The organism is Amycolatopsis sp. NBRC 101858, assembly GCF_030269325.1.
In the GTDB taxonomy this organism is placed as follows: Bacteria; Actinomycetota; Actinomycetes; order Mycobacteriales; family Pseudonocardiaceae; genus Amycolatopsis; species Amycolatopsis ponsaeliensis.
In genome coordinates, this window is the sequence record NZ_BSTD01000002.1 from 839,340 (window position 1) to 856,764 (window position 17,425).

The following is a 17,425-nucleotide window of genomic DNA, read 5'->3' on the forward strand; positions in this document are numbered from 1 at the left end:
CACCACAAGGGCTCGGCTCCCGGGAGGACGGATGCGCGTCACGATCGCCGAGGTCGCCCGCCGCGCGCGGGTGAGCAAGACGACCGTGTCCAGGGTGCTCAACAACAAGGCCGATGTGGACGCGGCGACCGCGATCCGGGTGCGCGAGGTGATCGCGGCGACCGGGTACATCCCGAGCGCCGGCGCCGTCGGGCTGGCCCGCGGCGTGACCCGCACGGTCGGGATGCTGGTGCCCGGGCTGACCTGGCCGTGGATGGGCGAGGTGCTGCAGGGCGTCGCCGACGTCGTGGAGGCCAAGGGCTACGGCCTGCTGCTGTCCACGGCCAACCGCGGCGCGGATTCCCTGGAGGAATTCTCCCGGCAGGTTTCGGCGAAGGCGTTCGACGGGCTGCTGCTCGTCGAGCCGCCGGACGCCGTGCGGCACCTGCGCGTGCTGCACGACTCCGGGCTGCCGGTGGTGGTGATCGACGACCGCGGCCGCCGTCCCGCGTTCCCGTCGGTGGGCACGGACAACCGGCAGGGCGGCGCGGACGCGGCCCGCCACCTGCTCGAGACCGGCCGCACCCGGTTCGCGACCGTGACGGGCCCGCGCGACTTCGGCTGCACGAGCGACCGGCTCAACGGCTTCCGCGACGTGATCCGTGACGCCGGGCTCGTCCTGGACCCGAATCTGGTCATCGAAGGCGATTTCACGAGTGAAAGCGGCGAGGCGGCGATCCTCCAGCTCCTCGCCACCGGCCCGCCGTTCGACGCCGTCTTCGCCCACAACGACCTCACCGCGGCCGGGGTGCTGGCCGGGCTGCGGAAGTTCGGGCGGGCGGTGCCGGGGGACGTCGCCGTCGTCGGGTTCGACGACATCCCCCTGGCCGCGCACACCCAGCCGCCGCTGACGACGATCCGCCAGCCCCTGCGGCAGATGGGCGAGACGGCGGCGCGGCAGCTGCTCGCCCGGCTGGGTGGCGCACCCCAGCCGGACGAGCCGCTGATCGTCCCGACCTCCCTGGTGATCCGGGAGTCGACTCAGGAGACGGTCAGCGCCGCCGAGAGCGGGACGTTGCGCGAGGAGTCACCGAGGTAGACGCGGTACTGGCCCGCGTTCGCCGTCCACGAGCCGGTCCAGTGCGCGAGGTCCCGCGGGGTGAGCGGGAACGACACGACCTGGCTCTGCCCGGGGTTGAGCTGGACCTTCTTGAATCCCTTCAGTTGTTTGGGCGGTTCGCCGTTGCCCGAGGGCTGACCGACGTACAGCTGGACGACGTCGGCGCCCGCGCGGGTGCCGGTGTTGGTGACCGTCGCCGTCACGGTCGCCGTGCCGTTGGTCCCCTGCGGTGTCACGACCAGGTTCGAGAACCCGAACGTCGTGTAAGACAGGCCGTAGCCGAACGGGAACAGCGGCTCGATGTTGCGGCTGTCGTACCACCGGTATCCGACGTTGAGACCTTCCGAGTACTCGATCCGGTCGTTCGCGCCGGGGAACTGCTGGACGTTCGCCGTGGGCAGGTCGGCGATCTGCTTCGGGAAGCTGATCGGCAGCTTGCCCGACGGGTTGACGTCGCCGTAGAGCAGCGACGCGATCGCGTTGCCGTTCTCCTGGCCCGGGTACCAGCCCTCGATGACCGCCGCGGCCTTCGCCAGCCACGGCATCGTCACCGCCGACCCCGTGTTCAGGACGACGATCGTGCGCGGGTTCGCCGAGGCGACCGCGTCGATCAGGTCGTTCTGCTGGTTCTGCAGGTCGATCGTGTCGAGGTCCTGGGTCTCGGACTCGCCGTAGCTGCCGAAGACGACCGCGACGTCGGCCGCCTTCGCCGCCGCCACCGCCGCCGGGATGTTCGGCGTCTGCACGTGCTCGCCCGCGCCGTCCACATAGGACACCGTGACGCCGGACCCGGCCCGCGCCTTGATCCCGTTGATCGGGTTCACCGACGCCGGCGACGGGTTGACCTTGGCGCTGCCGCCACCGATGTTCTGCGGGTCGATCCCGTCGCCGCCGGACAGGGCGATCGACTTCGTCGACGCCGTCAGCGGCAGGACGCCGGTGTTCTTCAGCAGCACCGACCCGGCCGCCGCGACGTCCCGGGCGGTCGTCACGTTCGCCGCGTTCGTCACGACCGACTGGGGTGTCCCCCGCCGGGCCCGGTCGAACACGCCGAACTTGAACATCTGCGTCAGCACTCGCCGGACCATGTCGTCGACCCGGGCCTGCGTGACCTCGCCGCGCGAGACGGCGTCGAGCAAGCCCTGGCCGAAGAACGCGCCGCCGGGCATCTCCATGTCCATCCCGCCGTTGGCCAACTGCCGCGCGCCGCCGGTCGCCGAGCCCCAGTCGGAGCCGACGAACCCGCCCCAGTTCGCGTCCTGCTTGAACGCGGTCGTCAGCACCCCGCTGCTCTGGCAGGCCGGGACGCCGTTGATCTGGTTGTAGGCGCACATCATCGACGCGACCTGGCCCTGGCTCGCGACCTGCTGGAACGCCGGCAGGTACAGCTCGTGCAGGGTCCGGTCGTCGATGATGACGTTGTCCGACGGCGTCCCGCGCGACGCCCCGGCCTCGACGTTGTAGGCCGCCGCGTGCTTGGCCTGCGCCATCACGCCCTGGCTCTGGATGCCCTGGATCGTCGCGGTCCCGGCCGCCCCGGCGAGGTAGGGGTCCTCGGCGTAGGTCTCGAAGTTGCGGCCCCACCGGGGGTCGCGGACCAGGTTGATCGTCGGGCCGAGCGCGATGTCGACGCCCTTCCCGGCGAACTCGGCACCCATCGCGGAGCCGTACCGGTTCATGAGGCCGGTGTCCCAGGTCGCCGCCGCCGACACCGGCGCCGGGAACTGGGTGACGCCGTCGAGGCCGTCACCGACCCCGGCCGGGCCGTCCTGCAGGCCGAGCGCCGGGATGCACAGCTCCGGCACGGCATCGGTGTTGCCGATGTACGGCCCGGTCGCGCCGTTGCCGTGCAGCACCTTGATCTTCTGCTGCGCGGTCATCGCCGCCATGAGCTGGGTGACGCGGTCCGCGACCGGCGCGGTCGACCCCACCCACGGGCAGCCACCCGGGTTGGTCGGCGTGGTCGTCGGCGGTGCGCTGTCGCTCGTGTGCACCGCGAACTCCCACAGCGAGATGCCCCACTGGGTGGCCCGTGCGGTGGCGTTGAGCCGGACGTACCTCGCCGTGCCGCTCACCGCGGGGTGCTCGGTGCCGCCCGCGCCGGCCACTGTCGCCGCCGTCGTCCACGACGAGCCGTTGGTGGACAGCTGGATCGTGTACGCGCTCGCGTACGCGGCCTCCCACGTCAGGTCGACGCCGCAGACCGGGCGTGAGCTGCCGAGGTCGACCTGGATCCACTGCGGGTCCGCGGCCAGGCTGGACCAGCGCGTCCCGGCGTCACCGTCGAAGGCCGCGCTGACCGGGAAGGCGTCAGACTGCACGCTGGACGCCGTCGCCGGTTGCCGCAGCGCTGCGTTCGCGCTGCCGCACGCCTGGGCCGAGCCGTCGCCGAACACCTGGAACTCCCACAGCGACACGCCCCACTGGGTCGCGCGCTGAGTGGTGGTCAGCCGGACGTACCGGCCGCTGCCCGACACCGGCAGCGTCTGGGTGCCACCGGTGCCCGTCGTCGTCGAGTACACAGTGGACCACTGGCTGCCGTCGGCCGACGCCTGGATCGTGAACGCCTTCGCGTAGGCAGCTTCCCACTGAAGCACGACCTGGTTGAGGGTGTGCAAGCCACCGAGGTCGACCTGCAGCGTCTGCGGGTCCGCCGCCAGGCTCGACCAGCGGGTGCCGGGGTCGCCGTCCACCGCGGCACTGGCCGGGAAAGCGGCGTTTTCGGTGGAGGACGCGGTCACCGGGTGCCCCTGCGAGAGCAAGGTGGGTGCCGCCTGGGCCGTGAACAGTGGTGCGGTCAGCAGCCCGGCCGCGACCACCGCGCCCGTGACGAGCGCGAGCCGTCGCCTCATTGGTAGACCCGCACGTAGTCGACGACCATGTCCTGCGGCAGCACGGTGCCCGCTCCCGGCGGGCCGGGGAAGTCGCCGCCGATGGCGTTGTTGAGGATCAGGAAGAACGGGTGGTCGTACACCCACGGCCCCCGCGTGCTTTCCACCGTGTCGCGGTTGATCGTCTCGAACGCGTTGCCGTCGACGGAGAACGTCATGTGGTTCGCGTCCCAGTCGAGACCGAACTTGTGGAAGCCCGCCGAGACGTCCTGACCGAGGTCCAGGGGCGCGCCGATGCCGCCGGCGCCGTTGTACGCGGGCGCGTGGATGGTCGAGTAGGCCAGGTTCGGCGACTTCCCGACGTGCTCCATGATGTCGATCTCACCGCAGTTGGGCCACGGCGTGCCGCTGAAGAAGTTGGCGCCCAGCAACCAGAACGCGGGCCAGAGCCCCTGCGTGCCGGACACCTTGATGTTGGCCTCGACGTGCCCGTAGGTGAAGCTGAACTTGCCCGCGGTGTTGATCCGGCCCGAGGTGTACTGGCAGGTGCCGCTGCCGCTGATCGGGTCGACCGGGCAAGCCGACCCCGGGGTGGCTTCGCGGCGGACCTGGATGACGAGGTTGCCGCGGCCGTCCTGCTTGGCGTTGTTGTTGTTCGTGTAGTACTCGAGCTCGTTGTTGACGCCCGGGCCGGTCTCGGCGGTCCACTTGCTCGCGTCCGGGCCCGCGCCCGCGGTGCCGTTGAACTCGTCGCTCCAGACCAGCGTGCCCGGGAAGTGCGGGGCCGGCGGCGCGGCCGGCGGAGTCGTCGGGTTGCCGCCGGTGCCGTAGACGTCGAAACCCCACAGCGAATAGCCGTAGCCGTTGGAGCGCGCGGTGCCGTACATCCGGACGTACCGGCCGCTGCCGTTGACGGTCAGCGTCTCCTTGAAGCCCTTGCCGGTGGTCGTCGAGTAGATCGAGGTCCAGTTCGCGTTGTCGTTGGACACCTGGATCTGGTAGGCGACGGCGTAGGCGGGGTCCCACTGCAGGACGACCTGGTGCACGGCCGCGACCGCGCCCAGGTCGACGGTGATCCAGCCCGGGTCGACCCAGCCGGTGGTCGCGCTCGTCGCCCAGCGCGTGGCCGGGTCGCGGTCGAACGCCTTGGCCGGGAGACAGCCCGGGCAGGCGCCGTCGTCCTGGTAGGAGGAGGCGGTGCCGGACTTGCCGTAGGACAGGAGGACGTCACCGGGCTGGGTCGTGCCGCCCCCGCCGTAGACCTGGAACTCCCACAGCGAGTAGCCGTACTGCGTGGCGCGCTGGGTACCGGTGAGCCGGACGTACCGGCCGCTGCCGGTGACGTTCAGAGTCTGGGAGCCGCCGGTGGCGGTCGTCGTCGAGTAGAGCGTCGTCCAGGTGGCGCCGTCGGCGGACGCCTGGAGCGTGAAGGCCTTGGCGTAGGCGGCTTCCCAGTTCAGCACGACCTGCGACAGCTGCTGGGTGGAGCCGAGGTCGACCTGCAGCGTCTGCGGGTCGCTGAACGCGCTGGACCAGCGGGTGCCGGGATCGCCGTCGACCGCGGCACTGGCCGGGAACGCGGCGGACTCGGTCGAGGACGCCGTCACCGGGCGGCCTTGGGAGAGCAGGACGGGGGCGGCCTGCGCCACCGGCGCGGGGAGCAGGGCGGCCAGGGTCAGGGCGAGGACGGCGAGAACCCGGGTTCTCGGCATGCGGCGTTGCATGGGCACCTCCACGGCGAACCGGCGCCGGGACGGCCTTGCCCCGGCGCGGATCGGCTCACGTGGTCGCCGGCGCGGGTGTGGGTCCCGCCCGTCGGCACGCTCTTAGTTCAGGATATAAATAAAGAGGCGTAAAATGTCAACGACGCTGCGCCGGACGGTCGCGGACCACCCCGGACACTGGTCCGGGAGAACGAATCCGCGCCGGAGCCTTGACTACGCCGACACGCGGGCTGTTAACTGCGAACCGCTGGTCGGAACCGGTTCCGTGACCGCCACCCGGGATCGTTCCACCGCGACACGCACCTCTTTCGGGCTGACCGGTTCGCGCCGTCGCACCCACCCCGGCACCGCTCCACCGGCTCACGGTGCCGGGCGGGGCGCCGGACGCGAACCGTCGCACCACCCGACGCCGGCGCGAGCTGTGGGGCTCGCCCGGTCCGCCGCCGCCCGGCGCTGCCGCGCGGCCCTGCTCCACGTCCTCCCCGATCAGCAGGCAGGCAGATGAGATCAACGACGTTCTCCCCGGTACACCGCCTTCTCGTCCTCGCGACCACCCTCGCCGCCGCGGTGACCACCGCGGTGGTGGTCGGCTCCGCACCGGCGCAGGCCGCCGCGTGCGGCACCACCAACCTCGCGCAGGGCCACCCCGCGACCGCGTCCTCGACCGAGAACGGCGGGACCCCCGCGTCCGCCGCGGTCGACGGCAACTCCGGGACGCGCTGGTCCAGCGCGTTCAGCGACCCGCAGTGGCTGCAGGTCGACCTGGGCTCCGCGCAGCAGCTCTGCGACGTGGTGCTCAGCTGGGAAGCCGCGTACGCGACCGCGTTCACCGTCCAGCTCTCCTCGGACGCGAACAGCTGGACGACGGCGTACTCGACCACCACCGGCACCGGCGGCACGCAGACCGTGGCCGTCACCGGCACGGCCCGCTACCTGCGGGTCAACGGCACCCAGCGGGCGACCGGCTACGGCTACTCCCTCTGGGAAGTCGCCGTGCACGGCACCGGCGGCGGGACCACCATCCCGCCGACCGACCCGCGCAACCCGGACCTCGGGCCGAACGTGTCGGTGTTCGACCCGTCGACCCCGGCCGCGACGATCCAGAACCGGCTGACGCAGCTGGCGAACCAGCAGCACACCAACCAGTTCGGCAACGAGCGCTACGCCGTGCTGTTCAAGCCCGGGAACTACACCGCCGACGTCAACCTCGGGTTCTACGAGCAGGTGGCGGGCCTCGGCCTCTCCCCCGACGACGTCAACCTCAACGGCCACGTCCGCGTCGAGGCGGACTGGCTGCAGCAGGGTGACAACCCGGCCAACAAGGGCAACGCGACGCAGAACTTCTGGCGCTCCGCCGAGAACCTGTCGGTCACGCTGCCGGCCGGCCAGGTCGAACGCTGGGCCGTCGCGCAGGCCGCGCCCTACCGCCGGATGCACCTGAAGGGCAGCCAGATCCAGCTGTGGAACGGCGGGGACGGCTGGGCCAGCGGTGGCCTGATCGCCGACAGCAAGATCGACGGCCAGGCCGTTTCCGGTTCGCAGCAGCAGTTCCTGACCCGCAACAGCGAGCTGGGCAGCTGGGCGGGCGGTGTGTGGAACATGGTGTTCGTCGGCTCGACGGGGACGCCGCCGGCGTCGTTCCCGAACCCGCCGGAGACGGTCGTCGGCCAGACGCCGGTGATCCGCGAGAAGCCGTTCCTCTACGTCGACGGTTCGGGCAGCTACAACGTGTTCGTGCCCGCGCTGCGGCAGAACTCGGTCGGCACCAGCTGGGGCCACGGCACGCCGGCCGGGCAGTCGATCTCGCTCAGCGAGTTCTACGTCGCGCACCCGTCCGACTCGGCCGCAACGATCAACGCGGCGCTGGCGGCGGGCAAGAACCTGCTCGTGACGCCGGGCGTCTACCACCTCGACCAGGCGCTGAACGTCACGCGCCCGGACACGGTGGTGCTCGGCCTCGGCCTGGCCACGTTGCAGCCGACCAACGGGAACGCGGCCATCACGACGTCCGATGTGGACGGGGTGAAAATCGCGGGCCTGCTGATCGACGCGGGTGCGGTGAACTCGCCGGTGCTCGTCCAGGTGGGCCAGCCGGGCTCGACCGCGAACCACGCCGGCGACCCGACGTCGCTGCACGACGTGTTCTTCCGGATCGGCGGCGCGGCCGTCGGGAAGGCCACGCAGACGCTGGTGGTCAACTCGAACAACGTCATCGGCGACCACATGTGGCTGTGGCGCGGCGACCACTCGAACGGCGTCGGCTGGAACGTCAACACCGCGGCCAACGGCCTGGTCGTCAACGGCGCCAACGTGACGATGTACGGCCTGTTCGTCGAGCACTACCAGCAGTACGAGGTGCTCTGGAACGGCAACGGCGGGCGGACGTACTTCTTCCAGAACGAGATGCCGTACGACCCGCCGGACCAGGGATCCTGGTCCAGCGGCGGCGGCCGGCAGGGCTGGGCGGCGTACAAGGTGGCCGACTCGGTGACCAGCCACGAAGGGTGGGGCCTGGGCAGCTACTGCTTCTTCCAGACCAATCCGTCCATTGTGGCCAGTCACTCGTTCGAGGTGCCGAACAACGGCGGGGTCCGGTTCCACAACCTGGTCTCGGTGTCGCTCGGCGGTGTGGGCACGATCGCGCACGTCATCAACGACAGCGGTGACCCGGCGAACACGGCCCACCAGGTGAGCCCGCTGAACAACTACCCCTGATGAGAGCTCATCCCGCGCCGGACGGCGGCAGTCACGTCGTCCGGCGCGGGACGGTCCAGCACAGCGGCGACGTACGCGTCCGGGCGGACCAGCCAGGCTTCGCCCGGGCGCGCGCCGAGGGCCCCGCCCACCGGGATCTCCACCGACCGCACTCCCCCGGCGTCGACACCGGGGGTCGTCAGCAGCAGGAACCCTTGCCGCGCCAGGTCGCGCAACCGTCCACCCGGGACAACAGTGACATCGGGCAGCAGCACCCCGGGCCCGGGCGGCGGCAGCGTGCCCCGCGGCGGGCGGCCGGCGAACGGCCGTCCCGGATCCGGTGTGGTGAGCGGGGAATCGGCGTACCAGAACGGTTCGGCGAGCCGTCCCGAGTCGACTTCGGCGTGGACGCCGCCGGCCAGCACTTTCGTACGGTGTATGCGGCGCGCTTCGTCCTGGGGCACCAGGAAGTCCATCGTCGCCGTCGTGACCTCGGCGTTCTCCACCGCGGCCGCGTGCCGCTCGGCGTGGTAGCTCTCCAGCAGCTCCTCCCCCGCGTGCCCGCGCAGGACCCAGGCCAGCTTCCACGCCGCGTTCTCCGCGTCGGCCACGCCCGAGTTGAGCCCGCGCGCCCCGAACGGCGCGACCAGGTGGGCGCAGTCCCCCGCCAGCAGGACGCGCCCGACGCGCATCCGCTCGACCAGGCGCGTGTGGAACCGGTACACCGAACGCCAGACGACCTCGTACGGCCGGTCGCCGAGGATCGCCCGGATCCGCTCGTCCAGGGCGCCGCCGGTTTCCTCGGCGGTGAGGTCGTAGTCCTCCGGGACCTGCCAGTCGATGCGGAACTGCGAGCCGGGGCACGGGTGGATCAGCACCTGGCGGCCGGGGTTCCACGGCGGGTCGAAGTAGAACCGCCGCTCGGCCGCCCAGCCCGGCAGGTCGGCGCGGATGTCGCAGATCAGGAACAGGTCCCGGAACGACACCCCGTCGAGGTGCTGCCCGAGCGCCCGCCGCACGACGTCGCCGCGGGCGCCGGTGGCGGCGATCGCGTAGTCGGCCTCGATCCGGCGCGGCCCGTCCGCCGTCTCGCAGTGGATTTCGACGCAGGCCCCCTGGGCCAGCCCGGTGACGCGGTGGCCGCGGCGGACGTCGATCAGCGGCTGCGCGGCGATCAGCTCGTCGAGGACCTCCTCGACGCGGGCCTGCGAGAGGTTGACGAACGGCGGCAGGGCCGAGCCGCCGTCGGGCAGGTCCAGCGAGAACAGCTCGGTGTCGCGGTGGAAGGTCCGCGCGGTCGTCCAGGTGAGGCCCTCCTCGGCGAGGCAGCCCGCGCCGAGCGACGCCCAGACGTCCAATGTGTCCCGTTGCTGGCAGATGGCCTTGGACCCCACGGGGTCGCGCACCTCGTGCTCGTCGACGAGCACCACGGGTACGCCCCAGCGCGCGAGCAGCAGCGCGGCCGTCTGGCCGACCGGGCCACTGCCGAGGACCGCGACCGTCATCCCTGGAGCTGGTCCCAGACTTCGCGGTCGCGTTCGGCGGTCCACACCACCGGCCGTTCGATGCCGCCGAGCTCGTCCCACAGCCGGGAGACGTCGAAGGGCAGGCAGTGCTCGAAGATCGGCCATTGGCCGTACTGGCCGACGAGAGCCGCGTGCGTGCGCTCGAAAGCGTCCTTCAGGGTGCCACCGGCGTCGCGTGCCGCGCCGACCTCGCGGATCATCGTGTCCAGGAAGTGCCGGGTCTGGGCGATGGCGGCCTCGACGGCTTCGCGGCCCCGGCTCACGCCGCCGCGGCCGCCGATCAGCGTCTCGGCCCCGAAGGCGCCGACACGGTCCAAAGTGGACGAAGCCCATTCGCGGTGGAACGCGTCGCCGGTGTAGAGCGCGGCTTCGGCTTCCACGAGGTCGCCGGCGTAGAGGATCCGCTGACGCGGCAGCCAGGCCACGATGTCGCCCTCGGTGTGGCCGCGGCCGCAGTACTGGAGGACCAGGTCGCCGCGGTCGCCGCCGAGGTCGAGGGTGAGCCGGTCGGAGAAGGTCAGCGTCGGCCAGGTCAGGCCCGGCACCGAGTCGGCGCCCTTCGCCAGCCTCGGCATCCGGCCGAACTCGCTCGCCCAGTCCTCCTTGCCGCGCTCGGCGACCAGGGCCCGGGTGTTCTCGTGCGCGACGATCACGTCGGCGTCGAACGCCGACGCGCCGAGCACGCGCACCGCGTGGTAGTGGCTCAGCACCAGGTAGCGCACGGGTTTGTCGGTGTGCTCGCGGAGTTTCGCGAGCCACTCGCCCGCGGCGACCGGCGTCGCCAGCGCTTCGAAGCAGACGAGGAAGTCCTCGCCCTCGATCGCGCCGATGTTCGGGTCGCCCTCGGCGGTCAGCGCGTAGACGCCGTCGGCCAGGACTTCCAGGGTCTGCGCTTTCTCCGCCAGGTCGGCCGAAGAGGCGAAGGCTTTCTTCGTCACGGCGAGCGCTCCTTCTGATCGTCAAAGGTTTGACTATCTTGCCGGTCACAGTAGCCCGCCGGGGCGGTGCGCGGAACCCTTGCGCCTAATCTGGGCCGCATGACCGACCGACCGGCCGAAGGCCTGGACTACCTCTCGTTCGTCGACTACGCGATCGGGAAGACGAAGGCCGAGCTGCCGGACACCGACCCGGTCGCGATGCGCCTCGGCCTCACGCTGCACCGGCTGGCCGGCGCGCTGGTCTACGACTGGGAGTCGACGGTGCACCGGCCGCGCGGCCTGAGCTGGGGCGGGTTCCGGGTGCTGTTCGTGCTGTGGCTGGCCGGCCCGCTGGAGTCCCGCCACGCGGCGCGCCTGGCCGGGATGAGCCGCGCGGCGGTGTCGGCGCTGGTCAAGACGCTGGAGCGGGACGGGCTGGTGACGCGCACGCAGGTCCCGGAGGATCGCCGCGCGGTCCGGCTGGCGCTGACGGAGGCGGGCCACGCGGCGGTGACGGACGCCTACCAGGCGCACAACGCGCGCGAGCAGGAGTGGGCGGCGTCGCTGACGCCGTCGGAGCAGACGGTCCTGATCGGACTGCTGGAGAAGCTCACCACCAGCCCGGCGGCCGCGGCGGCCCAGCGGCTGGCTTAGCTGGCCAGCCCGGGCAGCGTGTGCCCGGTCTGCTCGGCCTTCGCGCGCAGGTACCGGACGTTGCTTTCGGTGGCGAACACGCCGGTCGGCACCTGGTCCCGCACGACGATCCCGGCCTTGCGCAGCTGCGCGGCCTTGTCGGGGTTGTTCGACAGCAGATCGACTTCGCTGACACCCAGCGCTTCGAGCATCTGCGCGGCGACGGTGTAGTCGCGGGCGTCCTCGGGCAGGCCGAGCGCGGCGTTGGCGGCGTAGGTGTCGAGGCCCTGGTCCTGCAACGCGTACGCGTCGAGCTTGTTGTAGAGGCCGATGCCCCGGCCTTCCTGGCGCAGGTAGAGCAGGTAACCGCCGGTCGCGGAGATCCGCTCGATGGCTTCAGCGAGCTGGGGACCGCAGTCGCAGCGCGCGGACCCGAAGACGTCCCCGGTGAGGCATTCGGAGTGCGGCCGCACGAGCGGCACGTCCCCGGGGGTGCCGAGCACGAAGGCGAGGTGCTCACCCCCGTCGTCCAGGCCCCGGAAGGTGACGGCTTCGGCGTCGACCGCGATCCCGCCGTCGAGCCGCAGCGGAATCCGCACCCGCGTCCGCACCTCAGCCGTCATGCCTTCTCCCCTGCGATCTCCCACGTGATCGACCCTACCGGAAGTTGAGCGTCGAACTTCCTGGTCGCGCCGTATGTCACTGGGGCGAACACCGGCACACCACGGGTTCTTCCCGATCCGGCTGTCCTTTCGCGAGCATCACGTGAGCGGGGTCGGCGGAGTGCTGATGTCCGCCCTCATCCTGGTCGCGGCGATCATCGTCGTCTCCGGCACGCGCCGCGACCTACCCGGCCCGCCCGCCTCCAGTCCCACGGCCGTCGCGGCCCCTAGCACCTCCGCGGGCTGGAGCAGTCCGGCTGGGATCTCACGAGCCGCGCTGCCCCCGCGTGGCCACCTCCGCCGCCCCGCCCGCGCCGACGGCGCCTGCCACCAGCGTCGGGGAAGGCACCTACAAGGTCGGCGAAGACAGGGAACCCGGCAGCTACAAGGCCGGCTGCACGGGGCACGACTACTGGGTCCGGCCCGGAAAACCGGTGGCGCCGCCCTCGTATCCTCAGCGCATGATCCCCGGTGCCACCGCCGCTTCCTTCCTGCTCGTCGTCATCCTCGGGGCGATGTCGCCCGGCCCCGACTTCGTCGTCGTCACGCGCTCCTCGCTCACCGGCGGGAAGCGGGCCGGGATCGCCGCCGGGGCCGGGATCTCGCTCGGGGTCTTCGCCTGGGTCGTCGCCATCGCCTTCGGGGTGGCCGCCGTGCTCACCGCCTCGGCCGTCGCCTTCAGCGTCGTCAAGCTCGTCGGGGCCGCCTACCTCGTCTTCCTCGGCGGCAAAGCGTGGCTGGCCGTGCGCCGCGGGGAGTACCGGGACCTCGGGGAAACGCCCGGCCGGCCGGCGCTCAAAGCCGGCGCCGCCTTCCGGCAGGGGCTGTTCACCAACCTGCTCAACCCCAAGGTCGCCGTCTACTTCCTGGCCCTGCTCCCCCAGTTCCTGCCCGCCGGCGGCGCCACCCTGCAGACGCTCGAGCTCGCCGCCATCGCGACCGTCGGCACCGTCCTGTGGTTCGCGGCCCTCGCCCTCGTCGTCGGCGCCTTGAAGCGGTTCTTCGGCGACGGCCGCGTCCGGCGGGGTCTCGACGCCGTGCTGGGCAGCGTGCTCGTCGCGCTCGGGGTGAAGGTCGCCGCCGAGACGGCTTGAGGGGCCCGCCGCGGCGGGCCCCCGCCGTCACAGCTTGTCGGCCGCCAGCAGCGTTCCCTCCACCCGGGCCCGGATCTTCGCGAACGCGATGTCGCGCGAGGTCGACGTGTCGTCCGCGAACGGCGAGAACCCGCAGTCGTCGCAGGTGCCGAGCCGGTCGGCCGGCAGGTACTTCGCCGCCGCGAGCACGCGGTCGCGGACCTCCTCCGGCGTCTCCACCCGCGGGTCGATCGGGTCGATCACCCCGACGAAGATCCGCTGGTCCGCGCCGAGGTTGTCCCGGATCACCTCCAGCGCCGCGGCCGGCTCGGCCTCGCTGGCCAGCTGGACGTAGAAGTTGCCCGCCTTGAGCGAGAACAACGCCGGCAGCAGGCCCGCGTAGTCGACGTCGAGGCTGTGCACCGAGTCCTGGTCGCCGCCCGGGCAGGTGTGGACGCCGATCTTCGCGCGTTCCTCCGCCGTGAACCGCTCCAGCACGGCGTTGTTGAGGTCGACGAACTGCCGCAGCAGCCCGCCGGACGGGTCGAGCTTGAGCGACAGCCGCCCTTCGGTGAAGTCGATCTGCACGCTGTGCGCCCCCGCGTCGAGGCTGCGCCGGATGTCCGCCTCGGCCTCGTTCACCAGGTCGGCGACGAACTGCTCCTGCGAGTAGCCGTCGATGCCGTCGCCCGGGTAGATCAGCGAGATCGCGGACGCCGCGATCACGGCCTGCTTGACCGGCTTGTCCGTGAGTGCCTTGGCCCGCGTCAGGTACTCGTCGGCGTGGGTCGCGTAGCGGAACGGGCCCGCGGTCAGCCGCGGCAGCTGCCGGGTGTGCCCGTCGGCGAACGGGATGACGACGCCGTCCGGCGCCAGCGCGGTCAACCCGGCCAGCGGGTAGGTCGCGAAGCTCGGCTTGCCCTGCTCACCATCGGACACGACCGGCGACCCGGTCTCCTCGAACCGGCTGATCGTGTCGGCCAGCGCCCGGCTCTCCAGTCCGGCGAGCTCGCTGGCGTCGATCCGTCCGGCGGCGAACGCCCCGAGCCCTTCGATGAGGTACTCGGGGCGCGGGATGCTGCCGATCGGTTCGGTGGGCAAGGTCATGGAGTCCTCCGCTGGTTGAAGGTCCAGACCGGTCTCGAACCGGCGCGAAGCCGGCCTGACCGGCCTCGTGTCAGGCGAACCTAACGCGCTGCCGGGCGGTCACGGAGCGCGGATCACCCGGTCGGAGCAGTGAAAAGCACGAAATGAGAAGACGTTTGGCGGTTAGCCGGGAGGACTATTGGGTATTCGCTACGGCGATACGGCGGGTTCGGCGCCGAAGGAGTACCCCGATGCTCAGTCACCACGATCGCACCGAGCTGGAGAAGATCGAGCGCACCCTCGAGCTCAGTGACCCCGACCTGGCCACCGCCCTGCGCGACGGCAAGCGACCGAAGTCGCGCGCGCTCCGCAGCGCGGTGCTGATCGCCGTCGACGTCGTCGCGGTGACCTTGCTGGTCCTCGGGCTGGTCCTGCCCGATCCCGGCGTCACGCTCTGCGGGATCCTCGCGCTCACCGGCACCGTCTGGACCCACGTGGCGCGCCACCGCATCTGAGGCACACTGGGCCTCGTGAAGTGGGTCCTGCACGTCGATCTCGACCAGTTCATCGCCGCGGTCGAGATCGCCCGCCGGCCTGAGCTGCGCGGGAAGCCCGTGGTCGTCGGCGGCAACGGCGACCCCGCTGAACGCGCCGTCGTCGCGACCGCGTCCTACGAGGCCCGCGAGTTCGGGGTCCACTCCGGCATGCCGCTGCGGATCGCCGCCAAGCGCTGCCCGGACGCCGTCTTCCTGCCCAGCGACCCGCCGGCCTACCTCGAGGTGTCCGAGCACGTGATGGCCGCGGTGCGCGAGTTCCCGGTCGTCGTGGAGGTGCTGGGCTGGGACGAGGCGTTCGTCGGGGCCGAAACCGACGACCCGGAGGCACTGGCGGCCTCGATCAAGGAGGCCGTGGCGCGCGAGACCGGGCTGTCGTGCGCGGTCGGCATCGGCGACAACAAGCTGCGCGCCAAGCTCGCCACCGGCTTCGGCAAGCCGGGCGGGATCTTCCGCCTCACGCAGGAGAACTGGTGGGACGTGATGGCCGCGCGCCCGACCGACGCGCTGTGGGGCATCGGCGGCAAGACCACCAAGAAGCTCGCCGAGCTGGGCATCCACACGGTCCTCGACCTGGCCGGCGCGGACGCCGCGGCGCTGGCCGCGCGGTTCGGCCCGAAGACCGGCCCGTGGCTGCGCCTGCTCGGCGGCGGGATCAGCGACGCGGAGGTGAGCGCGACACCGTACGTGGCCCGCTCCCGCAGCCGCGAGACGACGTTCCAGCGCGACCTCACCGACCCGGCGGAGATGGCCGCGGAGGTGTCGGCACTGGCCGAGCGCGTCGGGCAGGACGTCCTCGACGAAGGCCGCCCGGCGGCGCGGGTCGCGGTGAAGGTGCGGTTCGTGCCGTTCCTGACCCACACGCACAGCATCACCCTGCCGGAGCCGACGTCGGACGCGGCCGAGCTGGACCGCGCGGCGCAGGAGGTGCTGGCGATGTTCGAGCTGACCCGCGCGGTGCGCCTGCTGGGGGTGCGGGCGGAGTTCGCCCGGGAGGACTAGAACTCTTCCGGCAGGGGCAGCGGCAGGTCCGGGTCCAGGTCCACCCCGCCCGCCCGGAGCGTGTGGTCGAGCATCGCCCAGATCGTGCCGCTGAGCTGGGCGGTCAGCTGGTCGAGGCTGAGCGTGCCCGGGTGGTCGAGCCAGCGGGTCGTCGCGGACTCGACGTACCCGACCAGCCCGAACGCGATCGTGTCCGCCGGGGCCGGGTCCAGGCCGAACGCCGTCAGGTAGCCGGTGAACAGCCGGCTGAGGTGGCGGGCGATCGTGCCGCGGACGTCCGTCGGCCCCGGGGCCGCCCGCGCGAGGTAGCGGTGCAGGTGGAGGTGCTCGGTCAGCCAGCGCAGGTGCGTCGCGATCACCGTCGAGATCATCTCGTTCGGCGAACCCGAGGGGTGCCAGAGCGGCCCGAGTTCCGCGGTCACCAGTTCGGCCGCGCGCTCGGCGATCGCCCGCTGGAGGTCGGGGGCGCCGTCGAAGTGCTTGTACAGCCGGGTGCGGGCCACACCGGCACGCTCGGCGATCTGCTCGGTCGAGACGTCGGGGCCGTGCTCGGCGATGGCTTCGAGGGCCGCGTCGACGAACTCGGCGCGCCGCCGCTCCTGCTGGCCCGCCCAGCGCGCCGCCCGCCCGTCGACCTTGGTCACGGCCGAAGCCTACTCACGGCCCGCGAGCCGGTGTACGCTGCCGAAGTAGCTAGTACAGCGTGTACCCTCTACTTCCGGAGGCCACCATGGGCGTCGAGGCCCAGGACCGGGACGTGACCGCGGCTCGCCTGCTCAAGAGCTCCGCGAAGAACTCCTACGACCCGTACGTCGACATCGACTGGACCGCGCCGCTCGCCGAGGGCAAGGCGTACATGCCGCTGGAGCGCGTCTCCCTCTACGGCACCGAGCTCTGGGCGCGGCTGACGCCGGAGCAGCGGATCGAGCTGTCCAAGCACGAGATCGCCAGCATCATGAGCGTCGGCCTCTGGTTCGAGATCGTGCTGATGCAGCTGCTCGCGCGGTACGTCTTCGACCTCGACGCGCGCACCGAGCACGCGCAGTACGCCATGACCGAGATCGGCGACGAGACCCGGCACTCGGTGATGTTCGCCCGCACCGCCGACCGGCTCGGCGTGCCGCGCTACGGCGTCCCGAAGGTCGTGCACCGCGCCGCGAAGGTGTTCGGCGCGACCGCCGCCGGGCCGTCGATGTTCGCCAGCGTGCTGGTCGCCGAGGAGACCACCGACCGGCTGCAGCGCTCGATGATGGACGACGACGGCATCCAGCCGCTGATCCGCTCGGTCAACCGCATCCACGTCGTCGAGGAGGCCCGGCACGTCCGGTTCGCCAAGGAGGAGGTGCTGCGGGAGACGCCGAAACTGTCGAAGGCGGCGCTGCAGCGGCACCGGCTGCGGACCGCGCTCGTCGCGTTCGGCGTCATCGACAGCATGGTCGACCCGCGGATCTACCGCAGCGTCGGGATCGACCCGCGCGAAGGCCGGGCCGCCGCATTGGCGAACCCGCACTTCCACGCGACGCGCCGCTGGATGGCCGAGAAGATCGTGCCGTTCCTGCGGGACGCGGGGCTGATCGGCGGCCGGTCGGAAGGCATTTGGCGGCGCGCGCACCTCATCTGAGCC

14 protein-coding genes are annotated in these 17,425 nt (G+C 71.8%); 7 read left to right on the forward strand and 7 right to left on the reverse strand.

Annotated elements, in window-relative coordinates; translation table 11 throughout:
• Positions 1-31 precede the first annotated feature (31 nt).
• Positions 32-1,078 carry a LacI family DNA-binding transcriptional regulator gene (locus QSK39_RS17125; RefSeq protein ID WP_285478734.1) on the forward strand — a complete coding sequence of 349 codons (1,047 nt, stop codon included), beginning with the start codon at positions 32-34 and terminating at the stop codon, positions 1,076-1,078.
• Here QSK39_RS17125 and QSK39_RS17130 read toward each other — a convergent pair.
• Both QSK39_RS17130 and QSK39_RS17135 read right to left on the reverse strand, forming a co-directional pair.
• Entirely contained in the window at positions 1,021-3,951 is a 2,931-nt protein-coding gene (locus tag QSK39_RS17130) for a glycoside hydrolase family 3 C-terminal domain-containing protein (protein WP_285478735.1), read from the reverse strand. The genes QSK39_RS17125 and QSK39_RS17130 overlap by 58 nt on opposite strands.
• Positions 3,948-5,654, reverse strand: coding sequence for a discoidin domain-containing protein (locus QSK39_RS17135; protein WP_285478736.1), 1,707 nt, complete (start codon positions 5,652-5,654; stop codon positions 3,948-3,950). Before QSK39_RS17135 ends, QSK39_RS17130 begins: the two co-directional genes overlap by 4 nt.
• A 501-nt stretch (positions 5,655-6,155) precedes the next feature.
• On the opposite strand from QSK39_RS17135, the gene QSK39_RS17140 reads away from it, so the two are divergent.
• Positions 6,156-8,369 (forward strand): discoidin domain-containing protein, encoded by a 2,214-nt coding sequence (locus tag QSK39_RS17140; protein WP_285478737.1) that lies wholly within the window; start codon positions 6,156-6,158, stop codon positions 8,367-8,369.
• Here the strand turns inward: QSK39_RS17140 and QSK39_RS17145 are convergent.
• On the reverse strand, positions 8,360-9,853 hold the full coding sequence (locus QSK39_RS17145; protein ID WP_285478738.1) for an FAD-dependent monooxygenase: 1,494 nt from the start codon (positions 9,851-9,853) through the stop codon (positions 8,360-8,362). The genes QSK39_RS17140 and QSK39_RS17145 overlap by 10 nt on opposite strands.
• A complete protein-coding gene (locus QSK39_RS17150; RefSeq protein WP_285478739.1) occupies positions 9,850-10,812 on the reverse strand; it encodes an MBL fold metallo-hydrolase in 963 nt (320 codons plus the stop codon). Before QSK39_RS17150 ends, QSK39_RS17145 begins: the two co-directional genes overlap by 4 nt.
• A gap of 99 nt (positions 10,813-10,911) precedes the next feature.
• Here QSK39_RS17150 and QSK39_RS17155 point away from each other — a divergent pair, with 99 nt between their 5' ends.
• The gene (locus QSK39_RS17155) at positions 10,912-11,445 is read left to right on the forward strand and encodes a MarR family winged helix-turn-helix transcriptional regulator (RefSeq protein WP_285478740.1); all 534 of its coding nucleotides are present in this window, start codon (positions 10,912-10,914) and stop codon (positions 11,443-11,445) included.
• On the opposite strand, the gene QSK39_RS17160 is transcribed toward QSK39_RS17155, so the two are convergent.
• Positions 11,442-12,047, reverse strand: a complete 606-nt coding sequence (locus tag QSK39_RS17160) for a GTP cyclohydrolase II (RefSeq protein ID WP_285478741.1) — start codon at positions 12,045-12,047, stop codon at positions 11,442-11,444. The genes QSK39_RS17155 and QSK39_RS17160 overlap by 4 nt on opposite strands.
• 500 nt (positions 12,048-12,547) lie before the next feature.
• Here QSK39_RS17160 and QSK39_RS17165 point away from each other — a divergent pair, with 500 nt between their 5' ends.
• On the forward strand, positions 12,548-13,180 hold the full coding sequence (locus tag QSK39_RS17165; protein ID WP_285478742.1) for a LysE family translocator: 633 nt from the start codon (positions 12,548-12,550) through the stop codon (positions 13,178-13,180).
• Positions 13,181-13,207: 27 nt separating this feature from the next.
• Here QSK39_RS17165 and QSK39_RS17170 read toward each other — a convergent pair whose 3' ends face one another.
• Positions 13,208-14,266 (reverse strand): cobalamin-independent methionine synthase II family protein, encoded by a 1,059-nt coding sequence (locus QSK39_RS17170; protein WP_285478743.1) that lies wholly within the window; start codon positions 14,264-14,266, stop codon positions 13,208-13,210.
• A 230-nt stretch (positions 14,267-14,496) separates the two neighbouring features.
• On the opposite strand from QSK39_RS17170, the gene QSK39_RS17175 reads away from it, so the two are divergent.
• Together QSK39_RS17175 and QSK39_RS17180 are read left to right on the forward strand one after the other, a co-directional pair.
• Entirely contained in the window at positions 14,497-14,760 is a 264-nt protein-coding gene (locus tag QSK39_RS17175; protein ID WP_285478744.1) for a DUF3040 domain-containing protein, read from the forward strand.
• Between the two features lie 15 nt (positions 14,761-14,775).
• Positions 14,776-15,801 (forward strand): DNA polymerase IV, encoded by a 1,026-nt coding sequence (locus QSK39_RS17180; RefSeq protein WP_285478745.1) that lies wholly within the window; start codon positions 14,776-14,778, stop codon positions 15,799-15,801.
• On the opposite strand, the gene QSK39_RS17185 is transcribed toward QSK39_RS17180, so the two are convergent.
• Positions 15,798-16,445, reverse strand: a complete 648-nt coding sequence (locus tag QSK39_RS17185; protein ID WP_285478746.1) for a TetR/AcrR family transcriptional regulator — start codon at positions 16,443-16,445, stop codon at positions 15,798-15,800. The two genes, QSK39_RS17180 and QSK39_RS17185, sit on opposite strands and share 4 nt — an antisense overlap.
• 86 nt (positions 16,446-16,531) lie before the next feature.
• On the opposite strand from QSK39_RS17185, the gene QSK39_RS17190 reads away from it, so the two are divergent.
• Complete coding sequence (locus QSK39_RS17190; protein ID WP_285478747.1) at positions 16,532-17,422, forward strand: AurF N-oxygenase family protein; 891 nt, start codon at positions 16,532-16,534, stop codon at positions 17,420-17,422.
• Positions 17,423-17,425 lie beyond the last annotated feature (3 nt).